Here is a 25,260-nt window from a genome sequence, read left to right on the forward strand (position 1 = left end):
CGCGTCGATCAATGACTATCAGCTGACGATCGCCAGTGCGGTGGAGGAGCAGACGGCGACGACGAACGAGATGAGTCGGGGGGTGCAGGAGGCGGCGATGGGGTCCAGTGAGATCGCGTCGAACATCACGGGGGTCGCCACGTCCGCCGACGCGTCCGCGCACGTGCTCGGACAGATGGGCGACTCGGTCACCGAGCTCGCCCGCCTCTCCGCCGACCTGCGCACCCGCGTGGAGACCTTCACCTACTGACGTCGCGTCCGGGAGGACGACCTCGCTCCGCCCTGCAGGGTGAGGTTGTCCACCCGCATTCGCCGTTCAGTTCAACTCGGCAGCGCCGCCGCCGATAGGCACGGCAGACCGTTACCGCACCAGAGGAGACCCGACGTGAGCATGCGCACCACGACGCCCGGCGACGCCGGGTCGCGCGTCGGTCGGATCCGCGTGCTCGTGGTCGACGACTCCGTCGTCGTGCGCCGGCTCGTCACCGACGCGCTCTCGCAGGACCCCGCGATCGAGGTGATCGGGTCGGCCGCCAACGGTCGGCTCGCGCTCACGAAGGTCGCCCAGCTCGTTCCCGACCTCGTGACGATGGACGTCGAGATGCCGGAGATGAACGGCATCGAGGCGGTCCGCGAGCTCCGGCGCGCGGGTCACCACATGCCGATCATCATGTTCTCGACCCTGACGGAGCGCGGCGCGGAGGCCACCCTTGACGCCCTCGTGGCAGGGGCCAGCGACTACGTGACCAAGCCCTCGAACACGGGCAGCCTCAAGGAGTCGCTCGCGCAGGTCGCCGGGCAGCTCCTGCCGAAGATCAAGGCCCTGGTGCCGCGCGTCCAGCCGGGCCCGGGGAGCGCGGTCCGGGCCACGCTGCCCGGCGTGTCTCCGCGGGCGGCAGGCCTCGCCCGGGTCCCCGACGGTGCGCACCGGCTCCCCGGCGCCCTCCGGGCCGAGCCCGCACCGCACGCCGTCCGCGCCGTCATCCTCGGCTCGTCGACGGGCGGTCCGGAGGCGCTCTCGCGCTTCGTCGCCGGCCTGTCCGCGCCGCTGCCCGTGCCGGTGCTGATCGTCCAGCACATGCCGCCGGTGTTCACGCGCCAGCTCGCCGCCCGGCTCGACCGGATGGGTCCCTCGACGGTGGTCGAGTGCGCCGGGGACGAGGAGCTGGTCCCGGGTCACGTGTACGTCGCGCCGGGCGACCACCACCTCGAGCTGCGCCGCTCCGGGGCCGGCGTGCGGACGATCCTCACGGACTCCCCGCCGGTGAACTTCTGCCGTCCCTCGGTCGACGTGCTGTTCCGCTCTGCTGTCGGTGTGCTCGGCGGCGACCTGCTCGCAGTCGTCCTGACGGGCATGGGCGCGGACGGTCGCACGGGCTGCGAGGCCGTCGTGACCGCCGGCGGCACCGTCGTCGTGCAGGACGAGGCGACCAGCGTCGTGTGGGGCATGCCCGGTGCGGTCGCCTCAGCCGGCCTCGCCCATCGGGTCCTGCCGATCGCCGACGTCCCGCACACCGTGGAGGCGCTCGTGCGGGGCTCGCTCGCGGCCGCGCGACCGACGACGTCGACGGGCGGTGTGCGACTGTGACGCTCACGACCGACTCGTTCGACTTCGTCGCCGACCTGGTGCGACGCCGCAGCGCCATCCAGCTCGACCGGGGCAAGGAGTACCTCGTCGAGAGCCGTCTCGCCCCGCTCGCCCGCGAGGCCGGCGTCGGCGTCGACGAGTACGTCCGACGGGTCCGTTCGGCCCGGCGCGAGGCGGACTACGAGGACGTCGTCGAGGCACTCACGACCAACGAGACCTCGTGGTTCCGTGACTCGGCGCCGTTCGACGCCCTGCGCACGCACGTCGTCCCCGCGTTCGCAGCGGAGCGCGGCAGGATCGACCGGCTGCGCCTGTGGTCGGCGGCCTGCTCGACGGGCCAGGAGGCCTACTCGATCGTCATGACGCTCACCGACGTCCTGCCGGGCACGCCGGTCGAGGTCCTCGCCACGGACCTGTCGACCCAGGTGCTCGAGCGCGGCCGGACCGGCCGATACTCGCAGCTCGAGGTGAACCGGGGTCTGCCCGCGGCGATGCTCGTGCGTCATCTCCAGCGCGCCGGCGCCGAGTGGAAGGTGTCCGACGCCATCCAGAAGGCCGTGACGTTCGCCCGGCACAACCTGCTCGACGCCGCTCCGGCCGGTGCGCCGTTCGACGTGGTGTTCCTGCGCAACGTCCTCATCTACTTCGACCTCGCCACCAAGCGGGCGATCCTCGAGCGGGTCCGCCGCGTGCTGCGTCCCGACGGGTTCCTGATCCTCGGTGCGGCGGAGTCGACGCTGGGGGTCGACGACGCGTGGGACCGCATCCCGGTCGCGCGCGGCTCCGTGTACCGGCCCGTCTCCCGGGTCTCGCCGGCGCAGACGAGCCCGTTCGTCCACTCGGGCGCGATTCCCGTGGCTGGCACGTCCGCGTTCCCGATCATCCCCCGCCAAGGAGCACACCGATGATGAAGGCGCTCGTCATCGACGACTCGCGCACCATGCGCCGGATCGTCGGCGCCCTGCTGGAACCGCTCGGGTTCGAGGTCCACCAGGCCGGCGACGGCCAGGAGGCGCTCGACCTGCTCGACGAGGGCCTCGAGGTGGACCTGGCCTGCATCGACTGGAACATGCCGGTCATGGACGGACTCGAGTTCGTGACCCGCGTCCGGTCGAACCCCGACCGCCGCCAGATCACCCTGATGATGGTCACGACCGAGAGCGAGACCGGGCAGATCGTCCGCGCTCTTGCCGCGGGCGCCCACGAGTACCTGATCAAGCCGTTCACCCCCGACAGCATCCGGGACAAGCTGGAGCTGCTCGGCCTTGTCGGGAGCGAGGAGCTCGTATGAGCGACACAGCCGTGGACCAGATGTACGCCATCGCCGAGCAGGTGTTCTCCGCGATGATCGACGGCGACGTCGGCCCGCTGCAGCCGTGGCTCGGCGACGTGCCGCCGATCGTCGACCCGATCGTCGGATGGGTCGACGCGCACGGCGGCTGGACGGGCCGCGCCGCGCTGACGACGTCGCGACCCGTGGCGCACGACCTCACGCGGGCGCTGCTCCACCTGGGTCCGCACGAGGAGGTCGACACCGAGGACCTCGTCGACGCGTACGGCGAGCTCGTCAACGTCGTCGGCGGCAACTTCAAGGCGCTGCTGCCCACCTCAGGCACGCTCGGCCTCCCCATGGTCGCGGACGTCCTGCCCGACGTCGTCGGGGCGGTGCCCATGGAGGGCCTGAACCTCGCGTGGCGAGGTCACCTCATCGTCGTGTCCATCTGGATGTTCGGGTAGAAGGGATCACCATGCTGCGAGTTCTCATCGCGGACGACAGTCGTGTCATGCGACAGATCGTCATCCGCACGCTGCGCCAGGCCGGTTACGACTGGGACGTCCGGGAGGCGGCGGACGGTGTCGAGGCCCTGGCTGCCGTCCAGGCCGACGAGCCCGATCTCGTGCTGTCCGACTGGAACATGCCGAACATGACCGGCATCGAGCTGCTGGGCGCGATGCGCTCGGAGGGCTACGGGACGCCGTTCGCGTTCGTGACGTCCGAGGGCTCCCCAGAGATGCGAGAGGCCGCCGCGGAGGCGGGCGCGCTGTTCCTGATCGCCAAGCCGTTCACCGCCGAGTCGTTCCGTGATGCGATCGAGCCGGTGCTCGCATGAGCGCCGACACGCACGTCCCCGACGCGAAGGACATCCGCGACCTGCTCGCGGACCTGCTCGGGCGGGACATCGAGGTCACCACGGGCGGGACGATGGTCGACCCCGATGTCGACTTCGGTGCGATGGTCGGCGTCTACGTGGACCGGCAGGTGCGCCTCGCCGCGCTCGTGCTGCTCGACATCGACCTGGCCTCCCGGATGGGCGCCGCGATCGCCCTGCTGCCCACGCGGGCGGCCGAGGCGGCGATCAACAACGGATTGCTGCCGGACAACATCCGCGACAACGCGGCCGAGATCCTCAACATCATGGCGTCGCTGTTCAACGTCGAGGGTGCCCCGCACGTGCGGCTCGACGCCGTCTACGCGCCGGGCGACCCGATCCCTGCGGACGTCGCGCAGTGGATCCTGACGTTCGTGCGTCGCTGCGACCTCGGCATGGACGTGGCGGGCTATGGACCCGGGCAGCTCTCGCTGCTGGTGCCCTGACACCTGTCCCGGCTTCGTCCCCGCGGGTCGCGGCACCATGGGTCTCCCGCCGGTAGGTCACGAACCGATAACGTGGCGGCGTGCCGACGACCGACAACCGCCCGTCCCTGCGTCGACGTGACCTGCGTGCCTACCGTGCTGGCACGCTGCGCCATCGGAGCCGACGGCACGTCGTCACCATCGTGGGGTCGTTCGTCGCGCTCGCGCTGCTTGCCGCCGTCGCGCCGCCCCTCCTGAGCGGCGACACCCCTGCCGAGGTCGTCGCGGGGCTGCCGAGCCGACTCGCGGGCCTGGGCGGGCTGGCCACTCGCGGCGCTGACCAGGCCGTTCGCGAGGCGGCCGACACGATCGGTGCCGACGCCGCCTCACGTTCCGGCGAGCGGCTGACCGCGGTCAGGCCGACGCCGTCGCCCTCCGCGATGGCCTCGGCCGGGGTCGGTGAGTCGCCGTCCGCTGCCCGGACCGCTCCGCTCCTCGGGTCGTCGCCCGCTGCATCGACCTCGGGGACGGCCGCCGCGCCGACCGCTCCGGACGCCACGCCGCCCGCCGCGGCACCGACGACGGCCCCCGCACCGACCCTCACCGCCGACGAGCAGTTCGCCGCACGGCTCGTCACGCTCACCAACGCCGAGCGCGCGAAGGCCGGCCTCCCCGCGCTCGCCACGTCACCGTGCGCGACCGCCCAGGCTGCAGCACGAGCCGCCGTCCTCGTCGCGCAGGGGCGGTTCGAGCACGACCCGCTCGAGCCGGTCATCACGGCGTGCGGGGGCAGTGGCATCGGCGAGAACCTGGCCGTCGGCTACCCGACGCCCGAGGCGATGACGGCCGGCTGGATGGCGTCACCGGGCCATCGCGAGAACATCCTGCGCGCCTACGCCGCCACCGGTGTCGGCTGCGTCACGGGGTCGACCGGCATGCTGTGCTCCCAGGTGTTCCTGGGCTGACGCCTTCGCGGACCGCGTCGCACACCACGTGGACAACCTGCGTGGGAAGGGTGCTGTTTCTGCGATCATGCGCGCCATGGCGACAACCTCCCTCCGGACGGTGACGGCGGCCCCCCGCAACGCCGTCGACCGTTACTTCAAGATCACCGAGCGTGGGTCCTCGATCGGCGCCGAGGTCCGCGGCGGCCTCGTGACCTTCTTCACGATGAGCTACATCATCGTTCTCAACCCGATCATCCTGGGCTACGTCCAGGACGGTACGGGCAAGTTCCTCGGCGGCGGCGACGCCCCGAACCTCGGCATGATCGCCGCGGCGACGGCCCTCATCGCCGGCCTCCTGACGATCCTCATGGGTGCCGTCGCGAACTTCCCGATCGCGCTCGCCGCAGGCCTCGGCCTCAACGCCGTGGTCGCGTACTCGATCGCCGCCCTGCCGGGCATGACGTGGCCCGACGCGATGGGCATCGTCGTGATCGAGGGCCTCATCATCCTGATCCTCGTGCTCACCGGGTTCCGGCGGGCCGTCTTCAAGGCCGTCCCCGTCGAGATCAAGACGGCCATCAGCGTCGGCATCGGCCTGTTCATCGCGTTCATCGGCCTCGTCGACTCCGGGTTCGTCCGGATCCCCGCGAGCCAGGCCACGCCGGTCGAGCTCGGCATCGGCGGGTCGCTCGCGGGCTGGCCGCTCCTCGTGTTCGTGGTCGGCCTGCTCCTCGCGATCATCCTCATGGTGCGCAAGGTCAAGGGCGCGATCCTCATCGCGATCCTCACCTCGACGGTCCTCGCGCTCATCGTCGAGGCGGTCGGCAAGGTCGGCCCCATGAAGGACGGCGGCGCCGTCGTCAAGCCGACCGGCTGGGAGCTCAACGTCCCGCACATCTCCGGGTCGGTCGTCTCGGTCCCGGACTTCTCGCTCATCGGGCACTTCTCGCTGTTCGGTGCGTTCGGCAAGATCGGGGTCCTCGCGGTCGCGCTCCTCGTGTTCGCGATCATGCTCGCCGACTTCTTCGACACGATGGGCACGATGGTCGCCGTCGGCGGCGAGGCCGGACTGCTCGACGACGAGGGCAACCCCGAGGGCGCGCAGCAGATCCTCATCGTCGACTCGATCGCCGCGGCGGCCGGCGGCATGGGCAGCGTCTCGTCCAACACCAGCTACATCGAGTCCGCGGCGGGTGTCGGTGACGGCGCGCGTACTGGTCTCGCGTCGATCGTGACCGGCATCGCGTTCCTGCTCGCGACGTTCCTGTCGCCGCTGGTCAACCTCGTGCCGTTCGAGGCGGCCACCCCGGCGCTCGTCGTCGTCGGCTTCCTCATGGTCATGCAGGTGTCCGGGATCGACTGGAAGAACTTCGAGGTCGCGATCCCCGCGTTCCTCACGATCATCCTGATGCCGTTCACCTACTCGATCACCGCGGGCATCGGCGCAGGCTTCATCGCGTTCGTCGTCATCAAGATCGCGGTCGGCAAGACCAAGGCGATCCACCCGCTCATGTGGGTTGCCGCGATCCTGTTCGTCTTCTACTTCACGCTCGGCCCCATCAAGGCTGCTCTGGGCATCTGAGCCCCGGGCACCCGCCCGACGAGCGTCCCGACGAGAGTGCAGTGACTCCCCGCCCCGGAACCACCGGGCGCAGTCGTCACTGCACTCTCGTCGCGTCCGGCCCCGTCCGGCGCGCGGCGACGACGACGGCGAGCCCGAGCAGGCCGAGAGCGGCGCCCGCGGTGTTCAGCACGACGTCCTGCACCGTCGGGACGCGCGTCGGCAGGAACAGCAGCTGGCTCGTCTCGATGGCCGCGGAGACGGCGCAGCCGGCGGCGACGACGGTCGACCGGTACTGGCGGCTCACGAGCAGCCCCCCGAGCACGCCGAACGGCACGAACATCACGACGTTCGCCGCGGCCTCCACGCCGTCGTAGGTCACCGGGATCCCGCGCCGGGTCAGCCACGCGACGAGCGACCGCACCGCGTCGAGCTCGCCCGGGCTCGCGAAGTCGGGCCACAAGGTCATCCGCGCGACGCCGAGCAGGTAGAGCGCCGCCGCGCACACGATCACGCGCCGGGCTCGACGGTCGGTCACCATCGGGCCAGGGTAGGGCGCGAGGAGTCGATACAGTGGCCGTGGTCACACCGTCCGTCCTGGGGAGTCGTCATGCGCGTCTCGGTCATCGGTTGCGGCTACCTCGGTGCGGTCCACGCTGCGTCGATGGCGAAGCTGGGGCACGACGTCGTCGGCGTTGATGTCGATGCCGTCAAGGTCGCGGAGCTTGCGGCCGGCCGGGCCCCCTTCTACGAGCCGGGGCTGCCCGAGCTGCTCGACGAGGTCATGGCCACCGGGCGCCTGCGCTTCACGACGGACATGGCCGACGTCGCGGGCGCGCTGGTCCACTTCGTCTGCGTCGGCACGCCGCAGAAGCGTGGGGAGTTCGGCGCGGACCTCGCGTACGTCGACGCGGCCTTCGAGCAGCTGCTCGGCCACGTGCGCCCCGGCGATGTGGTCGCCGGCAAGTCCACGGTCCCCGTCGGCACCGCCGAGCGGCTCGCCGAGCGCCTGGTCGGCACGGGCGCGACGCTCGTGTGGAACCCGGAGTTCCTCCGCGAGGGGCTCGCCGTCCAGGACACCCTCCACCCGGATCGCCTGGTCTACGGCCTGCCCACCGACGACGACGGCGTCCCCACGGCGGCCGGCGACGCCGCCAAGGCCCAGCTCGACGACGTGTACTCGACCCCGCTCGCTGAGGGAGCGCCGCTGGTCGTGACCGACTACGCGACCGCCCAGCTCGTCAAGGTCGCCGCGAACTCGTTCCTCGCGACCAAGATCTCCTTCATCAACGCGATGGCCGAGCTGTGCGAGGCGACCGGTGCGGACGTCACGCGTCTCGCGGACGCCATCGGGTACGACAACCGGATCGGTCGCACGTTCCTCAACGCGGGCCTCGGGTTCGGCGGCGGCTGCCTGCCCAAGGACATCCGGGCGTTCATGGCTCGCGCCGGGGAGCTCGGCGTCGACCAGGCGCTGTCGTTCCTGCGCGAGGTCGACTCGATCAACATGCGCCGCCGGGTGCGCATGGTCGACCTGGCGCGCGAGGTCTGCCACGGCTCGATCGTCGGTCGACGCGTCGCGGTGCTCGGGGCGGCGTTCAAGCCTGACAGCGACGACGTGCGCGACTCCCCGGCGCTGTCGGTCGCCGCACAGATGCAGCTCCAGGGCGCCCACGTGACCGTGACAGACCCGCAGGCGATCGAGAACGCCCGCGCCAAGTGGCCGGACCTCAAGTTCGCCGAGACGGCGATCGAGGCCGCCACGGGCGCCGACGTCGTGCTGCTCGCGACCGAGTGGGCCGAGTACCGCGACCTCGACCCGGCCGTGCTGGGTGGGGTCGTCGCCGAGCGGCGCATCCTCGACGGGCGCAACGTGCTCGACCCGGCGCGCTGGCGCGCTGCGGGCTGGACGTACCGGGCGCTCGGGCGGCCGTGACGCCCGACCAGGGATAGCGCCCGCTCAGCCGTCGCCCGGTCGGTCCGCTCTGTCCTCGGCGGCCCGCCGGGCGGCCACGAGGCCGATGCCTATCGCTGCGCCGAGCGTGTTGCCGAGGACGTCCCGTAGCGACCCGAACCGGTGGGGGAGCGCGGCCGACTGCACGGCCTCGACGGCCACCGATGCCAGGAGGGCGCCGACAAGCGCGACCCACCACCGGCGCCGCGGCAGGAGCAGTGCGGCGAGGAGCCCGAGGGGGACGAACATCACGATGTTGGCGCCGAGCTCGAGGACGTGGCGGTCGACTCGCGGCGGCACGCCCCACGAGTGGAGGACGTCGAGCACGCGGTCGATCGCCGTGGACGCCAGGTCCTGCAGGGGCAGCGGGCTCAGCGTCAGGACCGCGGCGAGGACGATCACGGCGACCAGTGCCCAGCCGATCAGGGCTCGCCGATGCCTCTCCATGCGCGCAACGCTAGGGCCCTGAGCGCGCCGCCCTGGAATCCCGACGTCGGCCGCGTGCCGATGGAGGGAGTCGTGGCTCACGGCCAGGATGTTGCGGTCGGCAACTCATTACCCAGGGTAATGAGTTAGAGTAAGGACATGCCCGATCTCGCCGTCCGCCCTGCCACGAGTGCCGCAGCCCCCATCGCTCCCCCGCCGCCCACCGCGAAGCAGTGCCGCCCCGCGGAGCTCGCGGCCGAGCTGCGCATCGGGATCTTCCGCTCGGCCCGCAGGCTGCGCGCCGAGCGCGGGTCCGCCGACCTTCCCGACCACCAGTACTCGGTGCTCGGCTGGCTCAACATGAACGGGCCGCTCACGCCCGGGGCGCTCGCCGAGATGCAGCACGTCCAGCCGCCGTCGATGACCCGGACGGTCAACACGCTCGTCGAGCTGGGCCTCGTGCAGAAGGCCGAGCACCCCACGGACGGCCGCCAGGTCGTCGTCAGCCTCACCGAGGCAGGCGTCCGGGAGGTCAAGGAGACGGTCCGACGTCGTGACGAGTGGCTGACCGGCAGGCTCGCCCGGCTGACGCCCGGAGAGCGCGCGACCCTGGCCGCCGCCGCCCGGCTGATGCGGGGGATCGCCGCCTCATGAGAGAGACGTTCTCCTCGCTGCGCTACTTCAACTACCGGCTCTGGTTCACCGGGGCGATCGTCGCCAACATCGGCACGTGGATGCAGCGCGTCGCGCAGGACTGGCTGGTCCTGACCGTCCTGTCGCACGACTCGGGCATCGCGGTGGGCGTCACGACCGCGCTCCAGTTCGGCCCGACGCTGGTCCTGTCCGCGTGGGCGGGGCTCCTCGCCGACCGCCTCGACCGTCGCAAGCTCCTGCTCGCGACGCAGACCGCGCAGGGCATCCTCGCGACCGCGCTCGGCATCCTCGTCCTCGGCGGGCACGCCCAGCTCTGGCACGTGTTCGTGTTCGCGGGGCTGCTGGGCTCCGTGACGGCGATCGACGGGCCGGTGCGGCAGACGTTCGTCGCCGAGATGGTGCCGGCCGAGGGGCTGGCCAACGCGGTCGGCCTCAACAGCGCGTCGTTCAACGCAGCCCGGCTGATCGGCCCCGGACTCGCGGGTCTGCTCATCGCGGGCGTCGGCACCGGGTGGGTGTTCGTCATCAACGGCCTGACGTTCGCGTCGACCCTCCTCGCGCTCACGAAGATGCGCGAGAGCGAGATGCGGAAGATGCCGACGGCCGCGCGCGCCAAGGGCCAGATCCGCGAGGGCCTGCGCTACGTGCGCGGTCGCTCCGACATCATCGTGATCATGGTCGTCGTCGGCGTCGTGTCGACGTTCGGCCTCAACTTCCAGCTCACGAGCGCGATGATGGCGCGCGTCGAGTTCGGCCGGGGTGCCGGGGAGTACGGCATCCTCGGCTCGGTCCTCGCGATCGGTTCGCTGACCGGCGCGCTGCTGGCGGCCCGGCGCAAGCGCCCGCGCGTCCGGCTCGTGATCGGTGCGGCGTTCGCGTTCGGCATCGCGAGCGGCGTGATGGCGCTCATGCCGACGTTCGCGTCGTACGCGGTCGCGTCCATCCCGGTCGGGCTCGCGTCGTTGACGATGATGACGGCGGCCAACACGACCATCCAGATGAACACCGACCCCGCGATGCGCGGGCGCGTGATGGCTCTCTACATGATGGTCTTCCTCGGCGCGACGCCGATCGGCTCGCCCATCGTGGGGTGGATCGCCGAGCAGTTCGGTCCGCGCTGGTCGGTCGGCATCGGGTCGGTCACTGCCCTGCTCGTGGCGTCGGGGGCGGCGATCTGGGCGTCGCGGCGCTGGAAGGTCGAGGTGCACTACCACGTGCACCGCCCGCACCTCGAGGTCCGTTACCCGCCCGCGGGCGATGGCAACCTCATGCCCGACGACGAGGTGGTCGAGCGCGACAGCGCCGCGCGGAGCCTCGGCGCGCAGGACGCCGCGAACCGCGTGACGGCAGCCTGACGGGTGAATCGCGGCCCCGGAGTGCGTCGAACGTTGCCCGGTATGTGACGATCGCCCCATGAGGGGGAGCAGGCGCGTCCGCATCACGCTCGGAGTGTCAGCCGGCGTGCTCGGGCTCGTCGTCGTCGCGGGCGGCTGGCTGGGCTACCGCGGGCTGCAGGCCGAGCGCGCGCTGCGCAGCGTGGGCGACGTGGTGGGGGGGCTGCAGTCGGACATCGAGGCGGGCCGCACGCAGGCCCTCGCCGACGAGCTTCCGGCCGTCCAGGCCGACGCGGCACGTGCGCGGTCCGCGACGTCCGACCCGGTGTGGCGACTCGCGGAGCACCTGCCCGTCGTCGGCGACGACCTCGCCGCGGTGCGCACGGTCGCGGCCGCGGTGGACGACGTGGCCCGGGACGCGCTGCCCGCGATCTCGCAGCTCGGCACGGTCCTCGCGGCGCAGGAGGTCCGAGGGACCGACGGCCGGATCGACCTCAAGCCGCTGGTCGACGCGGCCCCGAAGCTCGCGCTCGCGGACGCCACGACGGTCCGGGCGCGGGACGCCGTCGACGCGATCGACACCTCGAGGCTGATCGGCCGCATCGCCGGCCCGGTCCTCAAGGTGCAGGACGGTCTGGGCAAGGCGTCCGCGGCCCTCGACGCGGCCTCCCAGGTCGCCACCCTGCTCCCGCCGATGCTCGGTGCCGACGGCCCGCGCACCTACCTGCTCGTCTCCCTCAACAGCGCGGAGCTCCGCAGCGCGGGCGGCATCGTCGGGGCCGTCGCGGTCCTGCACGCCGAGAACGGCTCGCTCGACCTCGTCGAGCAGCGCACGACGCTGGCCTTCCCCTCGACCCCGGAAAGCGTCCTGCCGCTGACGCCCGACGAGCTGCGCGTGCACACCGACCGGCTCGGGCGGTGGATCCAGGACACCGTCTTCACGCCCGACTTCCCCCGGACGGCCCAGCTGGTCAGCGCCATCTGGCAGCGGTCGACGGGCGAGACGGTCGACGGCGTCGTCGCGACGGACCCCGTCGCCGTGAAGTACCTGCTGAGCGCGACCGGCGCGATCGCGGCGCCGGGCGGTGTCGAGCTGCGCGCCGACAACTTCCTGAGCGTCCTGCTGCACGACTCGTACCTGTCGATGCAGGACCCGGTGGTCGCCGACGAGTTCTACACCGGTGTCGCGGCGACGGTCTTCCGGGCGGTCGGCGGGGGGCAGGGCGAGTCGCGCGGCGTCGTCGAGCAGCTCGCGAAGGCCGGCGAGGAACGACGCCTGCGGATCTGGTCCGCGCACCCCGTCGAGCAGGCACTGCTCGCACCGACGTCGCTCAGCGCCGGCTTCCTGTCGGGGACCGACGACGCGGCGGCGGGCGTGTTCCTCAACGACGGCACCGCAGGCAAGCTCGACTACTTCCTCACGACGACGTACTCGGTCGAGTCGATGACCTGCGGCAAGGACGGCGCGCCGGGCTCGGCGGTCGTGCGCCTCGACCTCGCCTACGACCCGCCCGCCGACATCGCGCAGTACCCCATGTACGTCACGGGCTACAACAGCGGCGCGATACCGACGGGCTGGGTCCAGACGAATGTGACGGTGTACTCCCCGGTGGGCGGCTCGATCGGCGAGCTGAGCCTGGGCGACAGCCTCGTCGGCGGGCTCGCCGCGACCGAGGGGGACCGAGCCGTGAGGATTCTGACGTCCCGGCTCGCTCCCGGGGGGCGGGCGACCTACCGGTTCACATTGCCGGTCCGGGCCTCGACGCTCGATGTGTGGACGACGCCGACCCTCACGAGCCCAGGGATCGTCGGGGGGTCCTGCACCCCCGCGCCCTGACGGCCGGGCCGGCTCGTCTTCACCCGCTCGGCACCTGCCGACGGTGGGAGGTAGGGCGCTACCATGGCGGTAGATATGTCCGATACATCCGATTTGACGGGGAGGGTCAGCCATGAACACGAAGTTCCGCACGGCCGCAGGGGTCGGCCTCGGAATGTTCGCCCTGCTCGCGCTGGCCGGGCCGGCTGCAGCAGTGGACGGGGACGGGTGTGTACGCGAGGACTCGGGCTACGCGGCTCCGGCTGTGACGTGCGTGCTCCCCACCCCAGCGCCGCGTTCGGACGTGCTTGGCGCTGAGCCGAACGTCACCGTTGTGCGCTCCCAGGTGCTCTCGGCGACCGGATCGAACGTGGAGCCGGTCCTGTGGCTCGCCGGCGGGCTCGTCGTGGTCGGCGCGGGTGTCGTGGGTGGCATCGCCGTCGCGCGGCGCAGGCACACCGCCTGACGCGTGACCTGAGCACACAGCACCTGAGCACGCAGCGTCCGTCGGCCGAAGCCGGCGGGCGCTGTGTTGTCGGGCGCTGTTGTCAGGCGCTGTTGTCAGGCGCCCAGACCAGTCGGTCAGTCCAGCCGCTCGACCACGTAGTCGATGCACGCCGTCAGCGCGAGCACGTCGTCCGGGTCGACCGCGGGGAACATCGCGACGCGCAGCTGGTTGCGGCCGAGCTTGCGGTAGGGGTCGACGTCGACGATGCCGTTCTCGCGCAGGATCTTCGCGACGCTCTTGGACTCCACCTCGGGGGCCAGGTCGATCGTGCCGACGACGTTCGAGCGGATCGCGGGGTCGGTGACGAACGGGGTGGCCCAGTCGCGGGCGTCGGCCCAGCTGTAGAGATTCGCGGCCGAGGTCGCGGTGCGCTGCGCGGTCCAGGCGAGGCCGCCGCGGTCCAGCATCCAGTCGAGCTGCTCGGCGAGGAGCACGAGGGTCGCGATCGCGGGGGTGTTGAGCGTCTGGTCGAGCCGCGAGTTCGCCAGGGCGGTCGTCAGCGACAGGAACTCGGGGATCCAGCGGCCGCTCGCGTCGATCTGCTCGGCGCGCGCGATCGCGTCGGGCGAGAGGAGCGCGAGCCACAGGCCGCCGTCGGACGCGAACGACTTCTGGGGAGCGAAGTAGTAGACGTCGGTCTGGGCCACGTCGACCGCGAGACCGCCGGCGGCCGACGTCGCGTCGACGACGGTCAGCGCGCCCTGCTCGTGCGAGCCCGCGACGCGGCGGACCGGCGCGGCGACGCCCGTCGAGGTCTCGTTGTGCGGCCAGGCGTACACGTCGACGCCCTCCTCAGGGGCCGGCAGTGCGAGCTGGCCGGGCGGTGCGGTCCGGATCGTGGGCTCACCGAGGAACGGGGCGCGCTTCGCGGCAGCCGCGAACTTGGCGCCGAACTCCCCGAACGACGCGTGCTGCGACCGCTCGCGGACAAGACAGAGGGTCGCGAGGTCCCAGAACGCCGTCGACCCGCCGTTGCCGAGAGCGACCTCATAGCCGTCGGGCAGCGCGAACAGCTCGGCCAGGCCGGCCCGGATGCGTCCGACGACGGCCCGCACGGGCGCCTGGCGGTGCGAGGTCCCCAGCAGCGCGCGACCGGCTCCTGCGAGCGTGTCGACCTGCTCGGGGCGGATCTTGCTCGGTCCCGAGCCGAACCGGCCGTCGACGGGCAGCAGCGTGGTGGGAATGGTGATCTGCACGAGCCGAGGATACGACCCCGACCGTCTAGCCTGGTGGCAGCGACGACCAGATGAGCGGAGTATCCCCGTGAGCGACCTGATCGACACCACCGAGATGTACCTGAAGACGATCTACGAGCTCATCGAAGAGGGCATCACGCCCCTGCGCGCCCGGATCGCGGAGCGGCTCGGTCACAGCGGTCCCACCGTGTCCCAGACGGTCGCGCGCATGGAGCGCGACGGTCTCGTCGTCGTGAACGGCGACCGGCACCTCGACCTCACCGCGTCGGGGGTCGCGAAGGCCACGCGCGTCATGCGCAAGCACCGTCTCGCCGAGCGGCTCCTCACGGACGTGATCGGGCTCGACTGGGAGCTCGTCCACGAGGAGGCGTGCCGCTGGGAGCACGTCATGAGCGAGCGGGTCGAACGGCGGATCGCCACGCTGCTCGACCACCCGCACTTCGACCCGTACGGCAACCCCATCCCCGGCCTCGACGAGCTCGACGAGGAGCGCACGTCGGTGGCCTTCCTCGACGGCGTGTCGCCGCTGGTGGCTGTCGCGGACGCTGCGGGCGCCGCAGGGACCCGTGGGGTCGTCGCGCGACTCGGGGAGCCGCTGCAGTCCGACGTGGAGCTGTTGACACGGCTGGACCGTGCCGGCGTGCGGCCCGGTGTGAGCGTGGACATCGAGCGTGGACCGGGCGTCGTGACCGTCAGCGTGCCGGGAGCAGACACGGTCCTGGACATTCCGGACGACCTCGCGCGACACGTGTTCGTGCGCGTGTCCTGACGTCCTCGCAGGTCGCAGCGGTATGCCCGGTCTCATACCGGATTGGTCGTGACCGGAGCGTGACATTGGGCGCCGCCGTCCTGTACGTTCGTCCTGCTTCCTCGGAACCCTCCTCCGTCGAAGCCCTGGTGCGGACGCTGAACCCTGCCGCCGCTCCGGGTCCGTACAACTTCGCCGGCAGGGGCGGGGGAACCAAGACGTGGGCACCGGAACACGGTGTCCTTGGGGTGAAGCCGAGCGGATGGTCAGTCCATCCGAACGGCCGGGTGCTTCTCCAACCCGAACCCGACAGCTCACCTCGTAGGCGCAAGGAGAGGCACCGCGTGACCGAGAGCATCACCCGCGCCAGACACCGTTCAGCGCGTCGACCCACCACTCCGCTTCATGACCTCGCGAACGCCGCCACCGGCTCGATGGGCACGGTCGGCCGTCGCACTGTCGTCGTCGCCGCGTCGTCGGGCCTGCTGGTCACGATGTTCGGCGCACCGGCCGGCGCGACCACCGGCGGTACCGCCGGGTCGCTGCCCTCGGTCGACACCGCATCGCTGACTGCGTCGGCTCGCGCCGTCCTGGCCACCGCCCCCGTCGTGACGTCCCCGGCGGATGCCGAGTGGTCGTCTGACGCTCCGGAGGTCACCGCGGTCGCCCCGGCCCCCGTCGTCACGCGCGTCGCCGCAGCGAAGGCCGCGCGGTCCGCCGCACGCACCGCCGCTCCGGCGGTCCACAACAACCCGGTCCCGCAGTCGGTCGCCGGCAACGCGGTCCTCGAGGTCGCGGCCCGCTACGTCGGCACCCCGTACCTCTCGGGCGGCTCGACGCCGGCCGGCTTCGACTGCTCCGGTTTCGTCTCCTACGTCTACGCGCAGCTCGGCGTCTCGCTGCCGCGCACGTCGTCGGGCATCAAGGCCGCCGGCACGGTCATCTCGCGGGCCGACGCGCAGCCGGGCGACCTCATCTGGAGCCCCGGCCACATCTCGATCTACGCCGGCGGCGACGACCAGATCGACTCGCCGCGTCCCGGCAAGACGATCCAGTTCCGCTCCATCTGGCAGAGCGCCCCGGTGTTCATCCGGATCGGCTGACCTCATCGGGTGAAGGGCCTCGGCGGTGCGTACAGCACCTCCGGGGCCCTTTCCTTGTGCTCACCGCGTACTCTGGTCGCGCCTGCACCTCCCCCTGCGGACCCGACAGCCAGACGGGTCCTCCGACCGGGTCAAGGAGTTCGCCGTGCTGATGCCAGTGCCGCGCCGGACGTTGCTGCTCAACGCGAGCCTCGAGCCGCTGTGCATCGTGAGCGTGCACCGGGCGGTCACCCTCGTCATGACGGGTAAGGCGACCATCCTCGAGATGGACGGCCGGATGCTGCACTCGGAACGCGCCGCCGTCCCCCTCCCGCTCGTCCTGTGCCTGACACGGTACGTGCACGTCCCGGTGCGCCGGGTCGTGCCGCCGACGCGCCGGACGGTGCTCCAGCGGGACAACCACCGCTGCGCGTACTGCGGCGGCGCGGCCGACACGGTCGACCACGTCCACCCGCGGTCGCGCGGTGGCCGCCACGAGTGGGCCAACGTCGTGGCCGCGTGCGCACGGTGCAACCACCGGAAGGCCGATCGGCTGCTCCAGGAGATCGGGTGGGAGCTGTCGTTCGCGCCGCGAGCCCCTCGCGGGGCCGCTGCGCTCGTGCGCGGCGCCAGCGTGGACGAGCCGACCTGGTCGGCGTACCTCGTCGCGTGACGGGCTCGTTGCGCAACGGGGGGTTGCGCCAAGCGCGTGCCAAGGTTTGACCGGGTCTATGACGTGCGACGATGCGGCGAGGGCATAGTGTGAGCGCACAGGCGATGAGGACTGCGGGGAGGTTCCACCGATGAGGAACGACAACGTGGTGCTGGTCGGGGTGGACGGCTCGATCGCGAGCCTCCACGCGCTCGACTGGGCAGCGGCTGCCGCCAAGGTGCACCACCGGTCCCTGCGGATCGTCTGCTCGTACTCCCTGCCCTCGTTCACCGCGGCATCGCTCGACGGTGGCTACGCGGCCCTCGACGACACCGCGATCCAGGCCGGTGCGCGCGCTGTCCTCGACGAGGCGACGCAGCGGATCGCGTCCTCCGGGGTCGAGGTCACCGCGACGGTCGCCACGGGCGATGCCACGGGTGTGCTCGTCGAGCTGTCGCACGAGGTCGCGGTCGTGGTCGTGGGGACCCGGGGTCGCGGAGGCTTCGCGGACCGGGTGCTCGGGACGGTCTCGTCGGCCCTGCCGGCGCACGCGTACTGCCCGACGGTCGTCGTGCCGCTCCGGGGTGCACCGCGCCCGGCACCCGACATGGCCGAGGACTCGCTGCCGCCGATCTCGCCGGTCCACCGCATCGTCGTCGGCGTCGACGGCTCACCGCAGGCGGAGATCGCCCTGCGGGCCGCGATCGTCGAGGCCAAGGCCTGGGATGCCGAGCTCATCGCCGTCACCGGGGTGCCGCTCGGGCAGGGTGCCGGGATGCTCAGCTGGCTTCCCGCGGCGATCGACCGCGAGCAGGTGCTCGCGGACGTCACCGAGGGCCTCAACGTCGTGATCGACCGGGCGCTCGTGGACCACCCCGGGTTCTCGGTGCGGCGGCACGTGCTCGACGGCTCGGGCGCCGAGCTGCTCACCGAGTTCTCCACCGCGACGGACCTCATCATCGTCGGGTCGCGCGGTCGAGGGGGCTTCGCCGGGCTGCTGCTGGGCTCGACGAGCCAGGCCGTCCTGCACCACGCGTCGTGCCCGGTCATGGTCGTGACGAACCGCTGCAAGCCTCGCGACGAGGCAGCGCCGACCGCGTAGCCCCGTCACCGGGCGTCGCCGTCGCGCGGGCCAGAGAGCGCGACGCGGGGCCGCGGGCGGGTTCAGTCCGCAGGGGCCGCCGGGACGTCGGGCCGGCGAAGCAAGGCCGAGAGCACGACCGTCGAGCGCGTCCGCGCGACGAACGGCTCGGCCGCGAGTCGCTCGACGACACGTTCGAGGTGACGCATGTCCCGCGCGCGCACCTGCAGCACCAGGTCGACGTCGCCCGTCACGGTGCTGGCCGCCACGACCTCTGGATACGTCTCGACGGCCGCGCGCATGGTCGACGGGCTCGTCGAGCCGTGGCAGTAGAGCTCGACGAACGCCTCGGTCTCCCAGCCGAGCGCGGCCGGGTCGAGCCGCACGGTGAAGCCGCGGATGACGCCGTGCGCGCGGAGCCGGTCCACGCGGCGCTTGACCGCGGGCGCCGAGAGCGAGACGGCAGCGCCCACGTCCGCATAGCTCGCGCGCGCGTCGACGGCGAGCTCCCGCAGGATCGCCGTGTCGAGGGGATCGAGCGGATCCGGGTGGGGGAGGGTCGCTGACGGCACGCTCCCATGATGGCGCACGGGCGCCCTGGGCGGCGTGGGCGATTTGCCCTGCGGTGTCGGCATGAATACGGAATCGCCGGTATTCCCGACACGCCGCCATTGCCGAACTGATTATCGTGCATCCGGGCATGAATCGGACAATCCCCACCCCGGTCCCTTGCAGATGCTGATTTTCTCGGGGATCGTCGCCATGGCGTTGAAAGGAAATGAAACATGGCGACGGTAAGAGACGACGAGCGAGTTGACGCGGTTCCGGCCCAGCGTGGCCCGAGCCGCGCAGCGCTGCGCGAGCCCGCCCCGGCGGCCGCTGAGGTCGCGCACCGCGGTGCCCTGGCCCGTGCGCGTGCGGCCGGCACGGTCGTCGACGCGCCGGTGCTCGCGCCGCCCACGATCCCGACCCAGTCGGCCCCGCCGTCGGTCGAGAACCTCGCTCCGAAGGTCGCGCCCCGACCCGTCGAGGTTCCGGCCCGGACCGCGCGGACGCGCAGCACCGCTCGCCTGACCCTCCTCGCGACGTCGGCGTTCCTTGTCGTGGCCCTCGTCGTCGCCGGTGTCGTCACCTCGGTCCAGAGCTCGGCCCGCGCGGCCGAGCTCGTCCGGGTCAAGGCCCGGGTGGCCCTCGAGGTCGCCGCACGCGCTGACGACCAGTCCCTCGTCCGATCGGCCGACCGCGCCGCCGCTCAGGCCGCTGCGGCGAACCAGCGTGCTGCGCTGGTTGCGTCAGCGGGCTCGGTCGTCACGGCAGCCCAGGCGACGCTCGCGGCGACCCCGAACGCCGGTGACGCGCCTCGCAGCGCCCTCCAGGCGGCCACGGATGCCCTCAGCGCTGCGATGACCACGACCGGCAGCGGGACGAGCGTGGCGACCCTGCACGCGGCCGCTGCGGCGGTCCCCGCGACCCAGCAGGCAGCGGTCGACGCGCAGACGGCCTGGCAGGCGGCCGAGGACGCCCGCATCGCCGCGGAGCAGGCCGCAGCGCAGGCCGCCGCTGAGCAGGCAGCCGCCCAGCAGGCTGCGGCGTTGGCCGCCCAGAAGAAGGTCGCCAAGCCCGCGGCCACCAGGACGGTCAGGTCGGCACCCGCAGCAGCGGCACCTGCTGCCGCAGCCCCAGCCCCGTCCGGCGTCGGTGACGTCTTCAGTGCTGGCACGATCGGTGCCGAGCTCAACGCCTACCGTGCCTCGCAGGGCCTCGGCGCCCTCGCGATCGTGTCCTCGGGGGCACGCATCGACCACGCACGGCAGATGGCCGCGTCCAACAGCATCTGGCACAGCACGGTCCGCAGCATGGCCGAGATCGTCGGTCGCGTGAGCCCCGCGAGTGCCTCGGCAATGATCAACGCGTATGCGAACTCGCCCGCGCACAATGCGATCATGCTCGGCAGCTATTCGACCGCGTATGTCGGCGCAGTCACCTATGACGGCTGGCTGTACACGTCGATCCAGTTCGGCTGATCCCCGAGCGTTCAGACGAGCGCGACGGCCAGCCGGTCGAGCGCGAGGTCGAGGTCCGCGCGCTCCATGACGAGCGGCGGGGCCAGCCGGATCGTCGACCCGTGGGTGTCCTTGGCCAGCACGCCGTGCTTGAGCAGCCGTTCGCACAGCTCGCGTCCGGTCATCCGCTCAGGGTCCACGTCGATGCCCGCCCACAGCCCGACGCCGCGGGAGCGGGCGATGAGCCCCGCCTCGGTGAGCGTGTGCAGCCGCGTGTGCAGGTGTGCGCCGAGCTCGCGGGCCCGGGCCTGGTGCTCGCCCGTCGCGAGCAGCTCGACGACCGCGAGCCCGACCGCGCACGCGAGCGGGTTGCCGCCGAACGTCGAGCCGTGCGTCCCCGGCGTGAGCACGCTGAGCACGTCCGCGCGCCCGACGACGGCCGACACGGGCACGATCCCGCCGCCGAGCGCCTTGCCGAGCACCATGAGGTCGGGGCGGACGCCCCACAGCTCGCACGCGAACGTCGTCCCGGTACGCCCGAGCCCGGACTGGACCTCGTCGGCCACGAGAAGGACGCCGGCGTCGTCGCATGCCACGCGGACGGCCGGCCAGTAGTCGTCCGGCGGGACGACGACGCCCTGCTCGCCCTGGATGGGCTCGAGGAGCACCGCCACCGTGGTCTCGTCGATCGCTGCCCGGACCGCGTCGGCGTCGCCGAACGGCACGATCCGGAACCCGGGCGTGTACGGGCCGAACCCGCGTCGGGCGTCATCGTCGGTCGAGAACGACACGATCGTCGTCGTGCGGCCGTGGAAGTTGCCCGCCGCGACGACGACCGTCGCCTGCTCGGGTGCGACGCCGCGCACCTCGTAGCCCCACTTGCGCGCGGCCTTGAGTGCCGTCTCGACGGCCTCAGCCCCGGTGTTCATGGGCAGGACCATCGGGGGCCCCACGACGGCCGGTGCCGCCAGCGCGGCGAGCGCGTCCGCGAACGGCTCGAGCAGGTCGTGGCTGAACGCGCGTGACGTCAGCGTGAGCCGGTCGAGCTGCGCATGCGCCGCGGCGACGAGGGCCGGGTGGCGGTGACCGAAGTTGAGCGCCGAGTACCCCGCGAGCATGTCGAGGTACGCGACGCCGTCCGCGTCCCGCACCCAGGCGCCCTCGCCCCACACGATCGTGACAGGGAGCGGGGCGTAGTTGGGGGCGAGCGATCCGGTCATGTCCAGGTCCTCAGGTTCAGGCCGTCGTCACGGGGTGGGACGGATCTCGAGCGTGCAGCACTTCGCGCCGCCGCCGCCCTTGAGCAGCTCGCTCGTGTCGACGGGGATCGGGGTGTAGCCGCGCTCGCGGATCGCGGGGGCGAGGTCGACGGCGCCGGGGGCGACGACGACGTTGAGCCCGTCGCTGACCGCGTTGAGGCCGAGGGCGGCCGCGTCCCGGTCGGTCGCGATGACGGCGTCGGGGAACATGCGCGCGAGCACGGACTGCGAGCTGCGCGAGAACGCCGGCGGGTAGTACGCGATCTGCGGTGACGCGGGGTCGCTCGAGAGCACCGCGAGCGCGGTGTCGAGGTGGTAGTAGTGCGGGTCGACGAGCTCGAGGGAGATGACGGCGCGGCCGAAGAGGTCCTGCATCTCGGCGTGCGCGGCGCGGTCCGTGCGGAACCCGGTCCCCGCGAGGATGACGTCGCCGACGACGAGGATGTCGCCCTCGCCCTCGTTGACCTGCGCGGCCGTGTGCGTCACGTACCCGCGGTCGGCGAACCACTTCTGGTACGCGGGACCCTCGGCAGCGCGCTCGGGGTGGCGGAACTTGGCGGAGTACACGATGCCGTCGACCACGAGGGCGCCGTTGGCGGCGTAGACCATGTCGGGGTACCCGCCGAGCGGCTCGATGGTCTCGACGGTGTGGCCGAGGTCGAGGTAGACGTCCCGGAGCGTGCGCCACTGGCGGACGGCGAGGTCCGTGTCGGTCGCCCGCGTCGAGTCCATCCACGGGTTGATCTCGTACGACACCGTGTAGTGCACCGGCTCGCACATGAGGTAGTGGCGGGGCGTGGCGCCCGGGGCGGTGGGCATGCTGCGGATGGGCATGTGGCTCCTGGGGGAGGGTGGCAGCGGCGCGGTCGTCGGCTGCAGGACGGGTCTCCCCTTGAGGGTACGAGGCGGGGGCGCGAAGCATGGACTCGCTGCGGCGTGCCGCGGGGCGCGATTCGTTGCGCGATCAGGCCTGACGACGACGATTCGTTGCGCGGGCCACCTCGAGGACCGCGCGGGCCCGGGATCGGGACGTCCAGGCTCGCCACGGTAACGTGAGGGTCATGGAGACACGAGTGCTGGGCAGGACGGGCCGCGCGGTGTCCGTCATCGGGCAGGGCTGCTGGCAGCTCGGCGGCGACTGGGGAACGGTCGGCGACGACGCCGCGCTCGCGATCCTCGGTGCCGCGGTCGACGCCGGAGTGACGTTCCTCGACACCGCCGACGTGTACGGCGACGGTCGCAGCGAGAAGTTCGTCGGGCGCTTCCTCGCCTCGCGCTCCGGGCATGCGATCACGGTCGGCACGAAGCTGGGCCGCCGCGCCGACCCGCACGTGGCTGATGCGTACACGCTCGACAACTTCCGCGCCTGGACGGACCGCTCGCGCACCAACCTCGGCGTCGACACCCTCGACCTCGTGCAGCTGCACTGCCCGCCCACCGAGGTGTTCGGCCGCGACTCGACCTACGAGGCGCTCGACGTCCTCGTGGACGAGGGCCGCATCGCCGCGTACGGCGTCTCGGTCGAGACCGTCGACGAGGCGCTCGCTGCCATCGCGCGCCCGCACGTGGCGAGCGTCCAGATCATCCTCAACGTGTTCCGGCGCAAGCCCCTCGAGCGCGTCCTGCCCGCCGCCGTGGCCGCCGGGGTCGGGATCATCGCGCGCGTCCCGCTCGCGAGCGGTCTCCTCACCGGCAGGTACGACGAGGCCACGACGTTCGCCGCGGACGACCACCGCACCTACAACCGGCACGGCGAGGCGTTCGACGTCGGCGAGACGTTCGCGGGCGTCCCGTACGAGGTCGGGGTCCGGGCGGCGCGCGAGGTCGCGGCCTTCACGCCCGCGGGCGCGACGACGGCCCAGCTCGCGCTGCGCTGGATCATCGACCAGCCGGGCGTCTCCACGGTCATCCCCGGCGCCAGCCGGCCCGAGCAGGCCCGCGCCAACGCTGGGGCAGCCGACCTCGCGCCGCTCGACGCGGCGACCCTGGCCGGCCTCGAGGCCGTGTACGACGAGTCGATCCGGGAGCACGTGCACGCCCGCTGGTGACGAGCAGGTTCGCGGCCGGGAGCGACCGCTCTCGGCCTAGGAGCGACCCTCGACGCGCGGCGGAGCTTCTGGCGCGACGACCTCGATGATCTGGGGGAACCGCGCGGGCGCCGGACCGAACGCGAGCCGGGCGCCCTCGATGACCGTCTTGCCGAGCGCCCGCGCACCGGCGACGCCGATGACCGCACCGATCCCGAACGGTGCGAGCCGCCCGACCCCCAGCGCGCTCTGCCGCAGGGCCTGCCGACGGATGAGCCGCTTGGTCAGCGTGGTGTTGACCTTCGCGATCGTCGTCGTCGGCATGTGGGTGAGGAGGGTCCGCGCGAAGTGCACCGAGCTGATCTCGGCGGCGTCGCCGACTGCCTTCGCCCCCGCCTCGCCGAGGATCGTGGCCAGCACGAGCGCGCGGCGCCGGGGCACGTCCTGCACGTCGATCCCGTGGACGCTCGCGACCCCGAGCGAGAAGGCCGCCGACGCCCCGAAGAACGTCGCGACGTCGCTCACCGTCAGCGCGAGGGCGAACCCGGTCCCGACGGCGGGTGCCGCCGCGGCCGCGCCGACCGCAGCGCCCGCTCCCTGGATCACGCGCAGGTACTCGCGCTCGAGGATGGTGACGAGCTGGTCGGGCGTCGCGTAGGGGTTGCGCCGCCGCAGCTGGTCGACGTGCTCGTGGATCTTCGCGCCGGGGATGGTCACGGCCTTCTCGAGCGCCTGCTCGAGCATGCCGACGCGCGGACGGCTCAGGTCGACGGTCTGCCACCGGGAGGCCTCGGCGTCGGTCGTTCGGCTCAGCTTGCGGGCCATCAGTCCTCCCCAGCGATCGTCAGGAGGGTGCTCGCTCCGTGCTGGAGCGTTCGCCCGACCGTGCAGTGCAGGTCGACGGCGCGGTGGACGATCGCGACGAGCCGTTCGCGCTGCGACTCGTCGAGACCCGACAGGTCGACGACGAGCTCCTCGCGCAGCTCTGGGTAGCGGTCCTGCTCCGGGTCGCTCGGCCCTGACACGCGGATGGTCACCGGCACGTCGTCGCCGAGCCGGTGCGCGAGTGCCGTGTCCGCGCTCATCCCGGCGCACCCGGCCAGGGCGATCTTCAGCAGCTCACCGGGCGTGAACACCGCGCCGGCCGTGACCGGGCCGATCAGAACCTCGGCGCCGCGCGAGCTGCGCCCGGTGTACGTGCGCCGGCCGGTCCGCTCGACCCACAGCTCCGCGGGCGCGTCGTCGTCGAAGCTGGGTGACGCGACCATGTGCAGCGCCGGTGCGGGGGTCTCGACCACGGGCGAGGCATCCTCAGTGCTCATTGCGCGATCTTGCCATGGGCCCCTCGCATCGGCTCGCGATCGTCGGCCGTCGGCAGCGGTTGACGCCGAGATGAACTCTGGCCGAACGTCGGATGGAATGCCTGGTCAGCGGGCATTTCGGTCGGGATAGTGCCCACGTGGACTCGACCCAGATCGCCTTGTTCAACGCCGGGACGCGTGGTGCGCTCCGCGGCCTCACTGCGGTCGCGAGCCCGACCGTGCGGACCCTCGCGCACCCCGTCGAGGCCATCGACGTCACGATGACCGTCGCGCGCCTCGAGCAGCTGTTCCGTCCGGCAGACGTCGTGAGCGTCGTCGTCCTCGACTACGCAGCCCCCGAGGCCGTCGGCCTCATCACGCGCGACCGGTTCATGGCCGTGATGTCCGGGCGCCTCGGCTACGGGCGGGCCATGCTCTCGCGCAAGACGGTCGCCGAGATCACCGACTGGCAGCCGCTCGTCGTGGAGCCCGACGCGCTCGTGTCCGAGGCGGCGATCGTCGCGATGTCGCGGACCACCGAGCGGCGG

29 protein-coding genes and 1 riboswitch are annotated in these 25,260 nt (G+C 72.2%); of the genes, 21 read left to right on the top strand and 8 right to left on the bottom strand.

Annotation, left to right across the window (positions count from 1 at the left end; translation table 11 throughout):
* The 9 genes from VFW79_RS01045 to VFW79_RS01085 form a co-directional block, all read left to right on the top strand.
* The coding region (locus VFW79_RS01045) for a methyl-accepting chemotaxis protein (protein WP_329675464.1) at positions 1-250 on the top strand (250 nt) is incomplete at its 5' end.
* 141 nt (positions 251-391) lie between these two features.
* Complete coding sequence (gene cheB, locus VFW79_RS01050; protein WP_329675489.1) at positions 392-1,588, top strand: chemotaxis-specific protein-glutamate methyltransferase CheB; 1,197 nt, start codon at positions 392-394, stop codon at positions 1,586-1,588.
* Positions 1,585-2,496, top strand: a complete 912-nt coding sequence (locus tag VFW79_RS01055; protein WP_329675465.1) for a protein-glutamate O-methyltransferase CheR — start codon at positions 1,585-1,587, stop codon at positions 2,494-2,496. Before cheB ends, VFW79_RS01055 begins: the two co-directional genes overlap by 4 nt.
* On the top strand, positions 2,496-2,879 hold the full coding sequence (locus VFW79_RS01060) for a response regulator (protein ID WP_329675490.1): 384 nt from the start codon (positions 2,496-2,498) through the stop codon (positions 2,877-2,879). The genes VFW79_RS01055 and VFW79_RS01060 overlap by 1 nt, the downstream gene beginning before the upstream one ends.
* Positions 2,876-3,325: a chemotaxis protein CheX gene (locus tag VFW79_RS01065; protein ID WP_329675466.1), complete on the top strand. Its 450-nt coding sequence runs from the start codon at positions 2,876-2,878 to the stop codon at positions 3,323-3,325. The genes VFW79_RS01060 and VFW79_RS01065 overlap by 4 nt, the downstream gene beginning before the upstream one ends.
* 11 nt (positions 3,326-3,336) lie before the next feature.
* On the top strand, positions 3,337-3,699 hold the full coding sequence (locus VFW79_RS01070; RefSeq protein WP_329675467.1) for a response regulator: 363 nt from the start codon (positions 3,337-3,339) through the stop codon (positions 3,697-3,699).
* On the top strand, positions 3,696-4,184 hold the full coding sequence (locus tag VFW79_RS01075; protein WP_329675468.1) for a hypothetical protein: 489 nt from the start codon (positions 3,696-3,698) through the stop codon (positions 4,182-4,184). The genes VFW79_RS01070 and VFW79_RS01075 overlap by 4 nt, the downstream gene beginning before the upstream one ends.
* 80 nt (positions 4,185-4,264) lie before the next feature.
* The gene (locus tag VFW79_RS01080) at positions 4,265-5,128 is read left to right on the top strand and encodes a CAP domain-containing protein (RefSeq protein WP_329675469.1); all 864 of its coding nucleotides are present in this window, start codon (positions 4,265-4,267) and stop codon (positions 5,126-5,128) included.
* Positions 5,129-5,204: 76 nt separating this feature from the next.
* Positions 5,205-6,692 carry an NCS2 family permease gene (locus tag VFW79_RS01085; RefSeq protein WP_329675470.1) on the top strand — a complete coding sequence of 496 codons (1,488 nt, stop codon included), beginning with the start codon at positions 5,205-5,207 and terminating at the stop codon, positions 6,690-6,692.
* A 76-nt stretch (positions 6,693-6,768) separates the two neighbouring features.
* Here VFW79_RS01085 and VFW79_RS01090 read toward each other — a convergent pair whose 3' ends face one another.
* The gene (locus tag VFW79_RS01090) at positions 6,769-7,212 is read right to left on the bottom strand and encodes a VanZ family protein (protein ID WP_329675471.1); all 444 of its coding nucleotides are present in this window, start codon (positions 7,210-7,212) and stop codon (positions 6,769-6,771) included.
* Positions 7,213-7,281: 69 nt separating this feature from the next.
* Between VFW79_RS01090 and VFW79_RS01095 the strand changes: the two genes are divergently transcribed.
* Positions 7,282-8,607 carry a UDP-glucose/GDP-mannose dehydrogenase family protein gene (locus tag VFW79_RS01095; protein WP_329675472.1) on the top strand — a complete coding sequence of 442 codons (1,326 nt, stop codon included), beginning with the start codon at positions 7,282-7,284 and terminating at the stop codon, positions 8,605-8,607.
* A gap of 24 nt (positions 8,608-8,631) precedes the next feature.
* Here the strand turns inward: VFW79_RS01095 and VFW79_RS01100 are convergent, their stop codons facing one another.
* The gene (locus VFW79_RS01100) at positions 8,632-9,072 is read right to left on the bottom strand and encodes a VanZ family protein (RefSeq protein ID WP_329675473.1); all 441 of its coding nucleotides are present in this window, start codon (positions 9,070-9,072) and stop codon (positions 8,632-8,634) included.
* A gap of 138 nt (positions 9,073-9,210) precedes the next feature.
* Between VFW79_RS01100 and VFW79_RS01105 the strand changes: the two genes are divergently transcribed.
* The 4 genes from VFW79_RS01105 (at position 9,211) to VFW79_RS01120 (ending at position 13,321) form a co-directional block, all read left to right on the top strand.
* The gene (locus VFW79_RS01105) at positions 9,211-9,705 is read left to right on the top strand and encodes a MarR family transcriptional regulator (protein WP_329675474.1); all 495 of its coding nucleotides are present in this window, start codon (positions 9,211-9,213) and stop codon (positions 9,703-9,705) included.
* Complete coding sequence (locus tag VFW79_RS01110; protein ID WP_329675475.1) at positions 9,702-11,060, top strand: MFS transporter; 1,359 nt, start codon at positions 9,702-9,704, stop codon at positions 11,058-11,060. Before VFW79_RS01105 ends, VFW79_RS01110 begins: the two co-directional genes overlap by 4 nt.
* 58 nt (positions 11,061-11,118) lie before the next feature.
* A complete protein-coding gene (locus VFW79_RS01115) occupies positions 11,119-12,876 on the top strand; it encodes a DUF4012 domain-containing protein (protein WP_329675476.1) in 1,758 nt (585 codons plus the stop codon).
* A 112-nt stretch (positions 12,877-12,988) separates the two neighbouring features.
* The gene (locus tag VFW79_RS01120; protein ID WP_329675477.1) at positions 12,989-13,321 is read left to right on the top strand and encodes a hypothetical protein; all 333 of its coding nucleotides are present in this window, start codon (positions 12,989-12,991) and stop codon (positions 13,319-13,321) included.
* 116 nt (positions 13,322-13,437) lie between these two features.
* Here VFW79_RS01120 and serC read toward each other — a convergent pair whose 3' ends face one another.
* Complete coding sequence (serC, locus tag VFW79_RS01125) at positions 13,438-14,553, bottom strand: phosphoserine transaminase (protein WP_329675491.1); 1,116 nt, start codon at positions 14,551-14,553, stop codon at positions 13,438-13,440.
* 73 nt (positions 14,554-14,626) lie between these two features.
* On the opposite strand from serC, the gene VFW79_RS01130 reads away from it, so the two are divergent.
* The 4 genes from VFW79_RS01130 to VFW79_RS01145 all read left to right on the top strand — a co-directional run bounded on the left by VFW79_RS01130 (position 14,627) and on the right by VFW79_RS01145 (position 18,143).
* Positions 14,627-15,328, top strand: coding sequence for a metal-dependent transcriptional regulator (locus tag VFW79_RS01130; RefSeq protein ID WP_329675478.1), 702 nt, complete (start codon positions 14,627-14,629; stop codon positions 15,326-15,328).
* Positions 15,329-15,453: 125 nt separating this feature from the next.
* A riboswitch (cyclic di-AMP (ydaO/yuaA leader) is annotated at positions 15,454-15,649 on the top strand.
* 2 nt (positions 15,650-15,651) lie between these two features.
* Complete coding sequence (locus VFW79_RS01135) at positions 15,652-16,410, top strand: C40 family peptidase (protein WP_329675479.1); 759 nt, start codon at positions 15,652-15,654, stop codon at positions 16,408-16,410.
* Positions 16,411-16,561: 151 nt separating this feature from the next.
* Positions 16,562-17,062, top strand: coding sequence for an HNH endonuclease (locus VFW79_RS01140; protein WP_329675492.1), 501 nt, complete (start codon positions 16,562-16,564; stop codon positions 17,060-17,062).
* A 130-nt stretch (positions 17,063-17,192) separates the two neighbouring features.
* A complete protein-coding gene (locus tag VFW79_RS01145) occupies positions 17,193-18,143 on the top strand; it encodes a universal stress protein (RefSeq protein ID WP_329675480.1) in 951 nt (316 codons plus the stop codon).
* 62 nt (positions 18,144-18,205) lie between these two features.
* Here VFW79_RS01145 and VFW79_RS01150 read toward each other — a convergent pair whose 3' ends face one another.
* A complete protein-coding gene (locus tag VFW79_RS01150) occupies positions 18,206-18,694 on the bottom strand; it encodes an Lrp/AsnC family transcriptional regulator (protein ID WP_329675481.1) in 489 nt (162 codons plus the stop codon).
* A gap of 213 nt (positions 18,695-18,907) precedes the next feature.
* Between VFW79_RS01150 and VFW79_RS01155 the strand changes: the two genes are divergently transcribed.
* Positions 18,908-20,146: a hypothetical protein gene (locus VFW79_RS01155; RefSeq protein WP_329675482.1), complete on the top strand. Its 1,239-nt coding sequence runs from the start codon at positions 18,908-18,910 to the stop codon at positions 20,144-20,146.
* Positions 20,147-20,157: 11 nt separating this feature from the next.
* Here VFW79_RS01155 and rocD read toward each other — a convergent pair whose 3' ends face one another.
* Both rocD and ddaH read right to left on the bottom strand, forming a co-directional pair.
* Positions 20,158-21,345 (bottom strand): ornithine--oxo-acid transaminase, encoded by a 1,188-nt coding sequence (rocD, locus tag VFW79_RS01160; RefSeq protein WP_329675483.1) that lies wholly within the window; start codon positions 21,343-21,345, stop codon positions 20,158-20,160.
* 27 nt (positions 21,346-21,372) lie between these two features.
* Entirely contained in the window at positions 21,373-22,218 is an 846-nt protein-coding gene (ddaH, locus tag VFW79_RS01165) for a dimethylargininase (RefSeq protein WP_329675484.1), read from the bottom strand.
* A 227-nt stretch (positions 22,219-22,445) separates the two neighbouring features.
* Here ddaH and VFW79_RS01170 point away from each other — a divergent pair, with 227 nt between their 5' ends.
* A complete protein-coding gene (locus VFW79_RS01170; protein WP_329675485.1) occupies positions 22,446-23,432 on the top strand; it encodes an aldo/keto reductase in 987 nt (328 codons plus the stop codon).
* A gap of 36 nt (positions 23,433-23,468) precedes the next feature.
* On the opposite strand, the gene VFW79_RS01175 is transcribed toward VFW79_RS01170, so the two are convergent.
* Both VFW79_RS01175 and VFW79_RS01180 read right to left on the bottom strand, forming a co-directional pair.
* The gene (locus tag VFW79_RS01175) at positions 23,469-24,236 is read right to left on the bottom strand and encodes a hypothetical protein (protein ID WP_329675486.1); all 768 of its coding nucleotides are present in this window, start codon (positions 24,234-24,236) and stop codon (positions 23,469-23,471) included.
* On the bottom strand, positions 24,236-24,733 hold the full coding sequence (locus VFW79_RS01180; RefSeq protein WP_329675487.1) for an OsmC family protein: 498 nt from the start codon (positions 24,731-24,733) through the stop codon (positions 24,236-24,238). Before VFW79_RS01180 ends, VFW79_RS01175 begins: the two co-directional genes overlap by 1 nt.
* A 137-nt stretch (positions 24,734-24,870) precedes the next feature.
* Between VFW79_RS01180 and VFW79_RS01185 the strand changes: the two genes are divergently transcribed.
* Positions 24,871-25,260: hypothetical protein (locus tag VFW79_RS01185; protein WP_329675488.1), on the top strand; the 390-nt coding region annotated here is incomplete at its 3' end.

This window comes from Cellulomonas sp. (assembly GCF_036279715.1).
GTDB lineage: Bacteria > Actinomycetota > Actinomycetes > Actinomycetales > Cellulomonadaceae > Cellulomonas_A.

Excerpts from the sequence above, each read along its gene's own strand:
- cheB (WP_329675489.1), top strand. The coding sequence starts at position 392 with ATGCGCACCACGACGCCCGGCGACGCCGGGTCGCGCGTCGGTCGGATC.
- VFW79_RS01060 (WP_329675490.1), top strand. The coding sequence starts at position 2,496 with ATGAAGGCGCTCGTCATCGACGACTCGCGCACCATGCGCCGGATCGTC.
- VFW79_RS01065 (WP_329675466.1), top strand. The coding sequence starts at position 2,876 with ATGAGCGACACAGCCGTGGACCAGATGTACGCCATCGCCGAGCAGGTG.
- VFW79_RS01070 (WP_329675467.1), top strand. The coding sequence starts at position 3,337 with ATGCTGCGAGTTCTCATCGCGGACGACAGTCGTGTCATGCGACAGATC.
- VFW79_RS01075 (WP_329675468.1), top strand. The coding sequence starts at position 3,696 with ATGAGCGCCGACACGCACGTCCCCGACGCGAAGGACATCCGCGACCTG.
- VFW79_RS01085 (WP_329675470.1), top strand. The coding sequence starts at position 5,205 with ATGGCGACAACCTCCCTCCGGACGGTGACGGCGGCCCCCCGCAACGCC.
- VFW79_RS01090 (WP_329675471.1), bottom strand. The coding sequence starts at position 7,212 with ATGGTGACCGACCGTCGAGCCCGGCGCGTGATCGTGTGCGCGGCGGCG.
- VFW79_RS01095 (WP_329675472.1), top strand. The coding sequence starts at position 7,282 with ATGCGCGTCTCGGTCATCGGTTGCGGCTACCTCGGTGCGGTCCACGCT.
- VFW79_RS01100 (WP_329675473.1), bottom strand. The coding sequence starts at position 9,072 with ATGGAGAGGCATCGGCGAGCCCTGATCGGCTGGGCACTGGTCGCCGTG.
- VFW79_RS01105 (WP_329675474.1), top strand. The coding sequence starts at position 9,211 with ATGCCCGATCTCGCCGTCCGCCCTGCCACGAGTGCCGCAGCCCCCATC.
- VFW79_RS01110 (WP_329675475.1), top strand. The coding sequence starts at position 9,702 with ATGAGAGAGACGTTCTCCTCGCTGCGCTACTTCAACTACCGGCTCTGG.
- VFW79_RS01115 (WP_329675476.1), top strand. The coding sequence starts at position 11,119 with ATGAGGGGGAGCAGGCGCGTCCGCATCACGCTCGGAGTGTCAGCCGGC.
- VFW79_RS01120 (WP_329675477.1), top strand. The coding sequence starts at position 12,989 with ATGAACACGAAGTTCCGCACGGCCGCAGGGGTCGGCCTCGGAATGTTC.
- VFW79_RS01140 (WP_329675492.1), top strand. The coding sequence starts at position 16,562 with ATGCCAGTGCCGCGCCGGACGTTGCTGCTCAACGCGAGCCTCGAGCCG.
- VFW79_RS01145 (WP_329675480.1), top strand. The coding sequence starts at position 17,193 with ATGAGGAACGACAACGTGGTGCTGGTCGGGGTGGACGGCTCGATCGCG.
- VFW79_RS01155 (WP_329675482.1), top strand. The coding sequence starts at position 18,908 with ATGGCGACGGTAAGAGACGACGAGCGAGTTGACGCGGTTCCGGCCCAG.
- rocD (WP_329675483.1), bottom strand. The coding sequence starts at position 21,345 with ATGACCGGATCGCTCGCCCCCAACTACGCCCCGCTCCCTGTCACGATC.
- ddaH (WP_329675484.1), bottom strand. The coding sequence starts at position 22,218 with ATGCCCATCCGCAGCATGCCCACCGCCCCGGGCGCCACGCCCCGCCAC.
- VFW79_RS01170 (WP_329675485.1), top strand. The coding sequence starts at position 22,446 with ATGGAGACACGAGTGCTGGGCAGGACGGGCCGCGCGGTGTCCGTCATC.
- VFW79_RS01175 (WP_329675486.1), bottom strand. The coding sequence starts at position 24,236 with ATGGCCCGCAAGCTGAGCCGAACGACCGACGCCGAGGCCTCCCGGTGG.
- VFW79_RS01180 (WP_329675487.1), bottom strand. The coding sequence starts at position 24,733 with ATGAGCACTGAGGATGCCTCGCCCGTGGTCGAGACCCCCGCACCGGCG.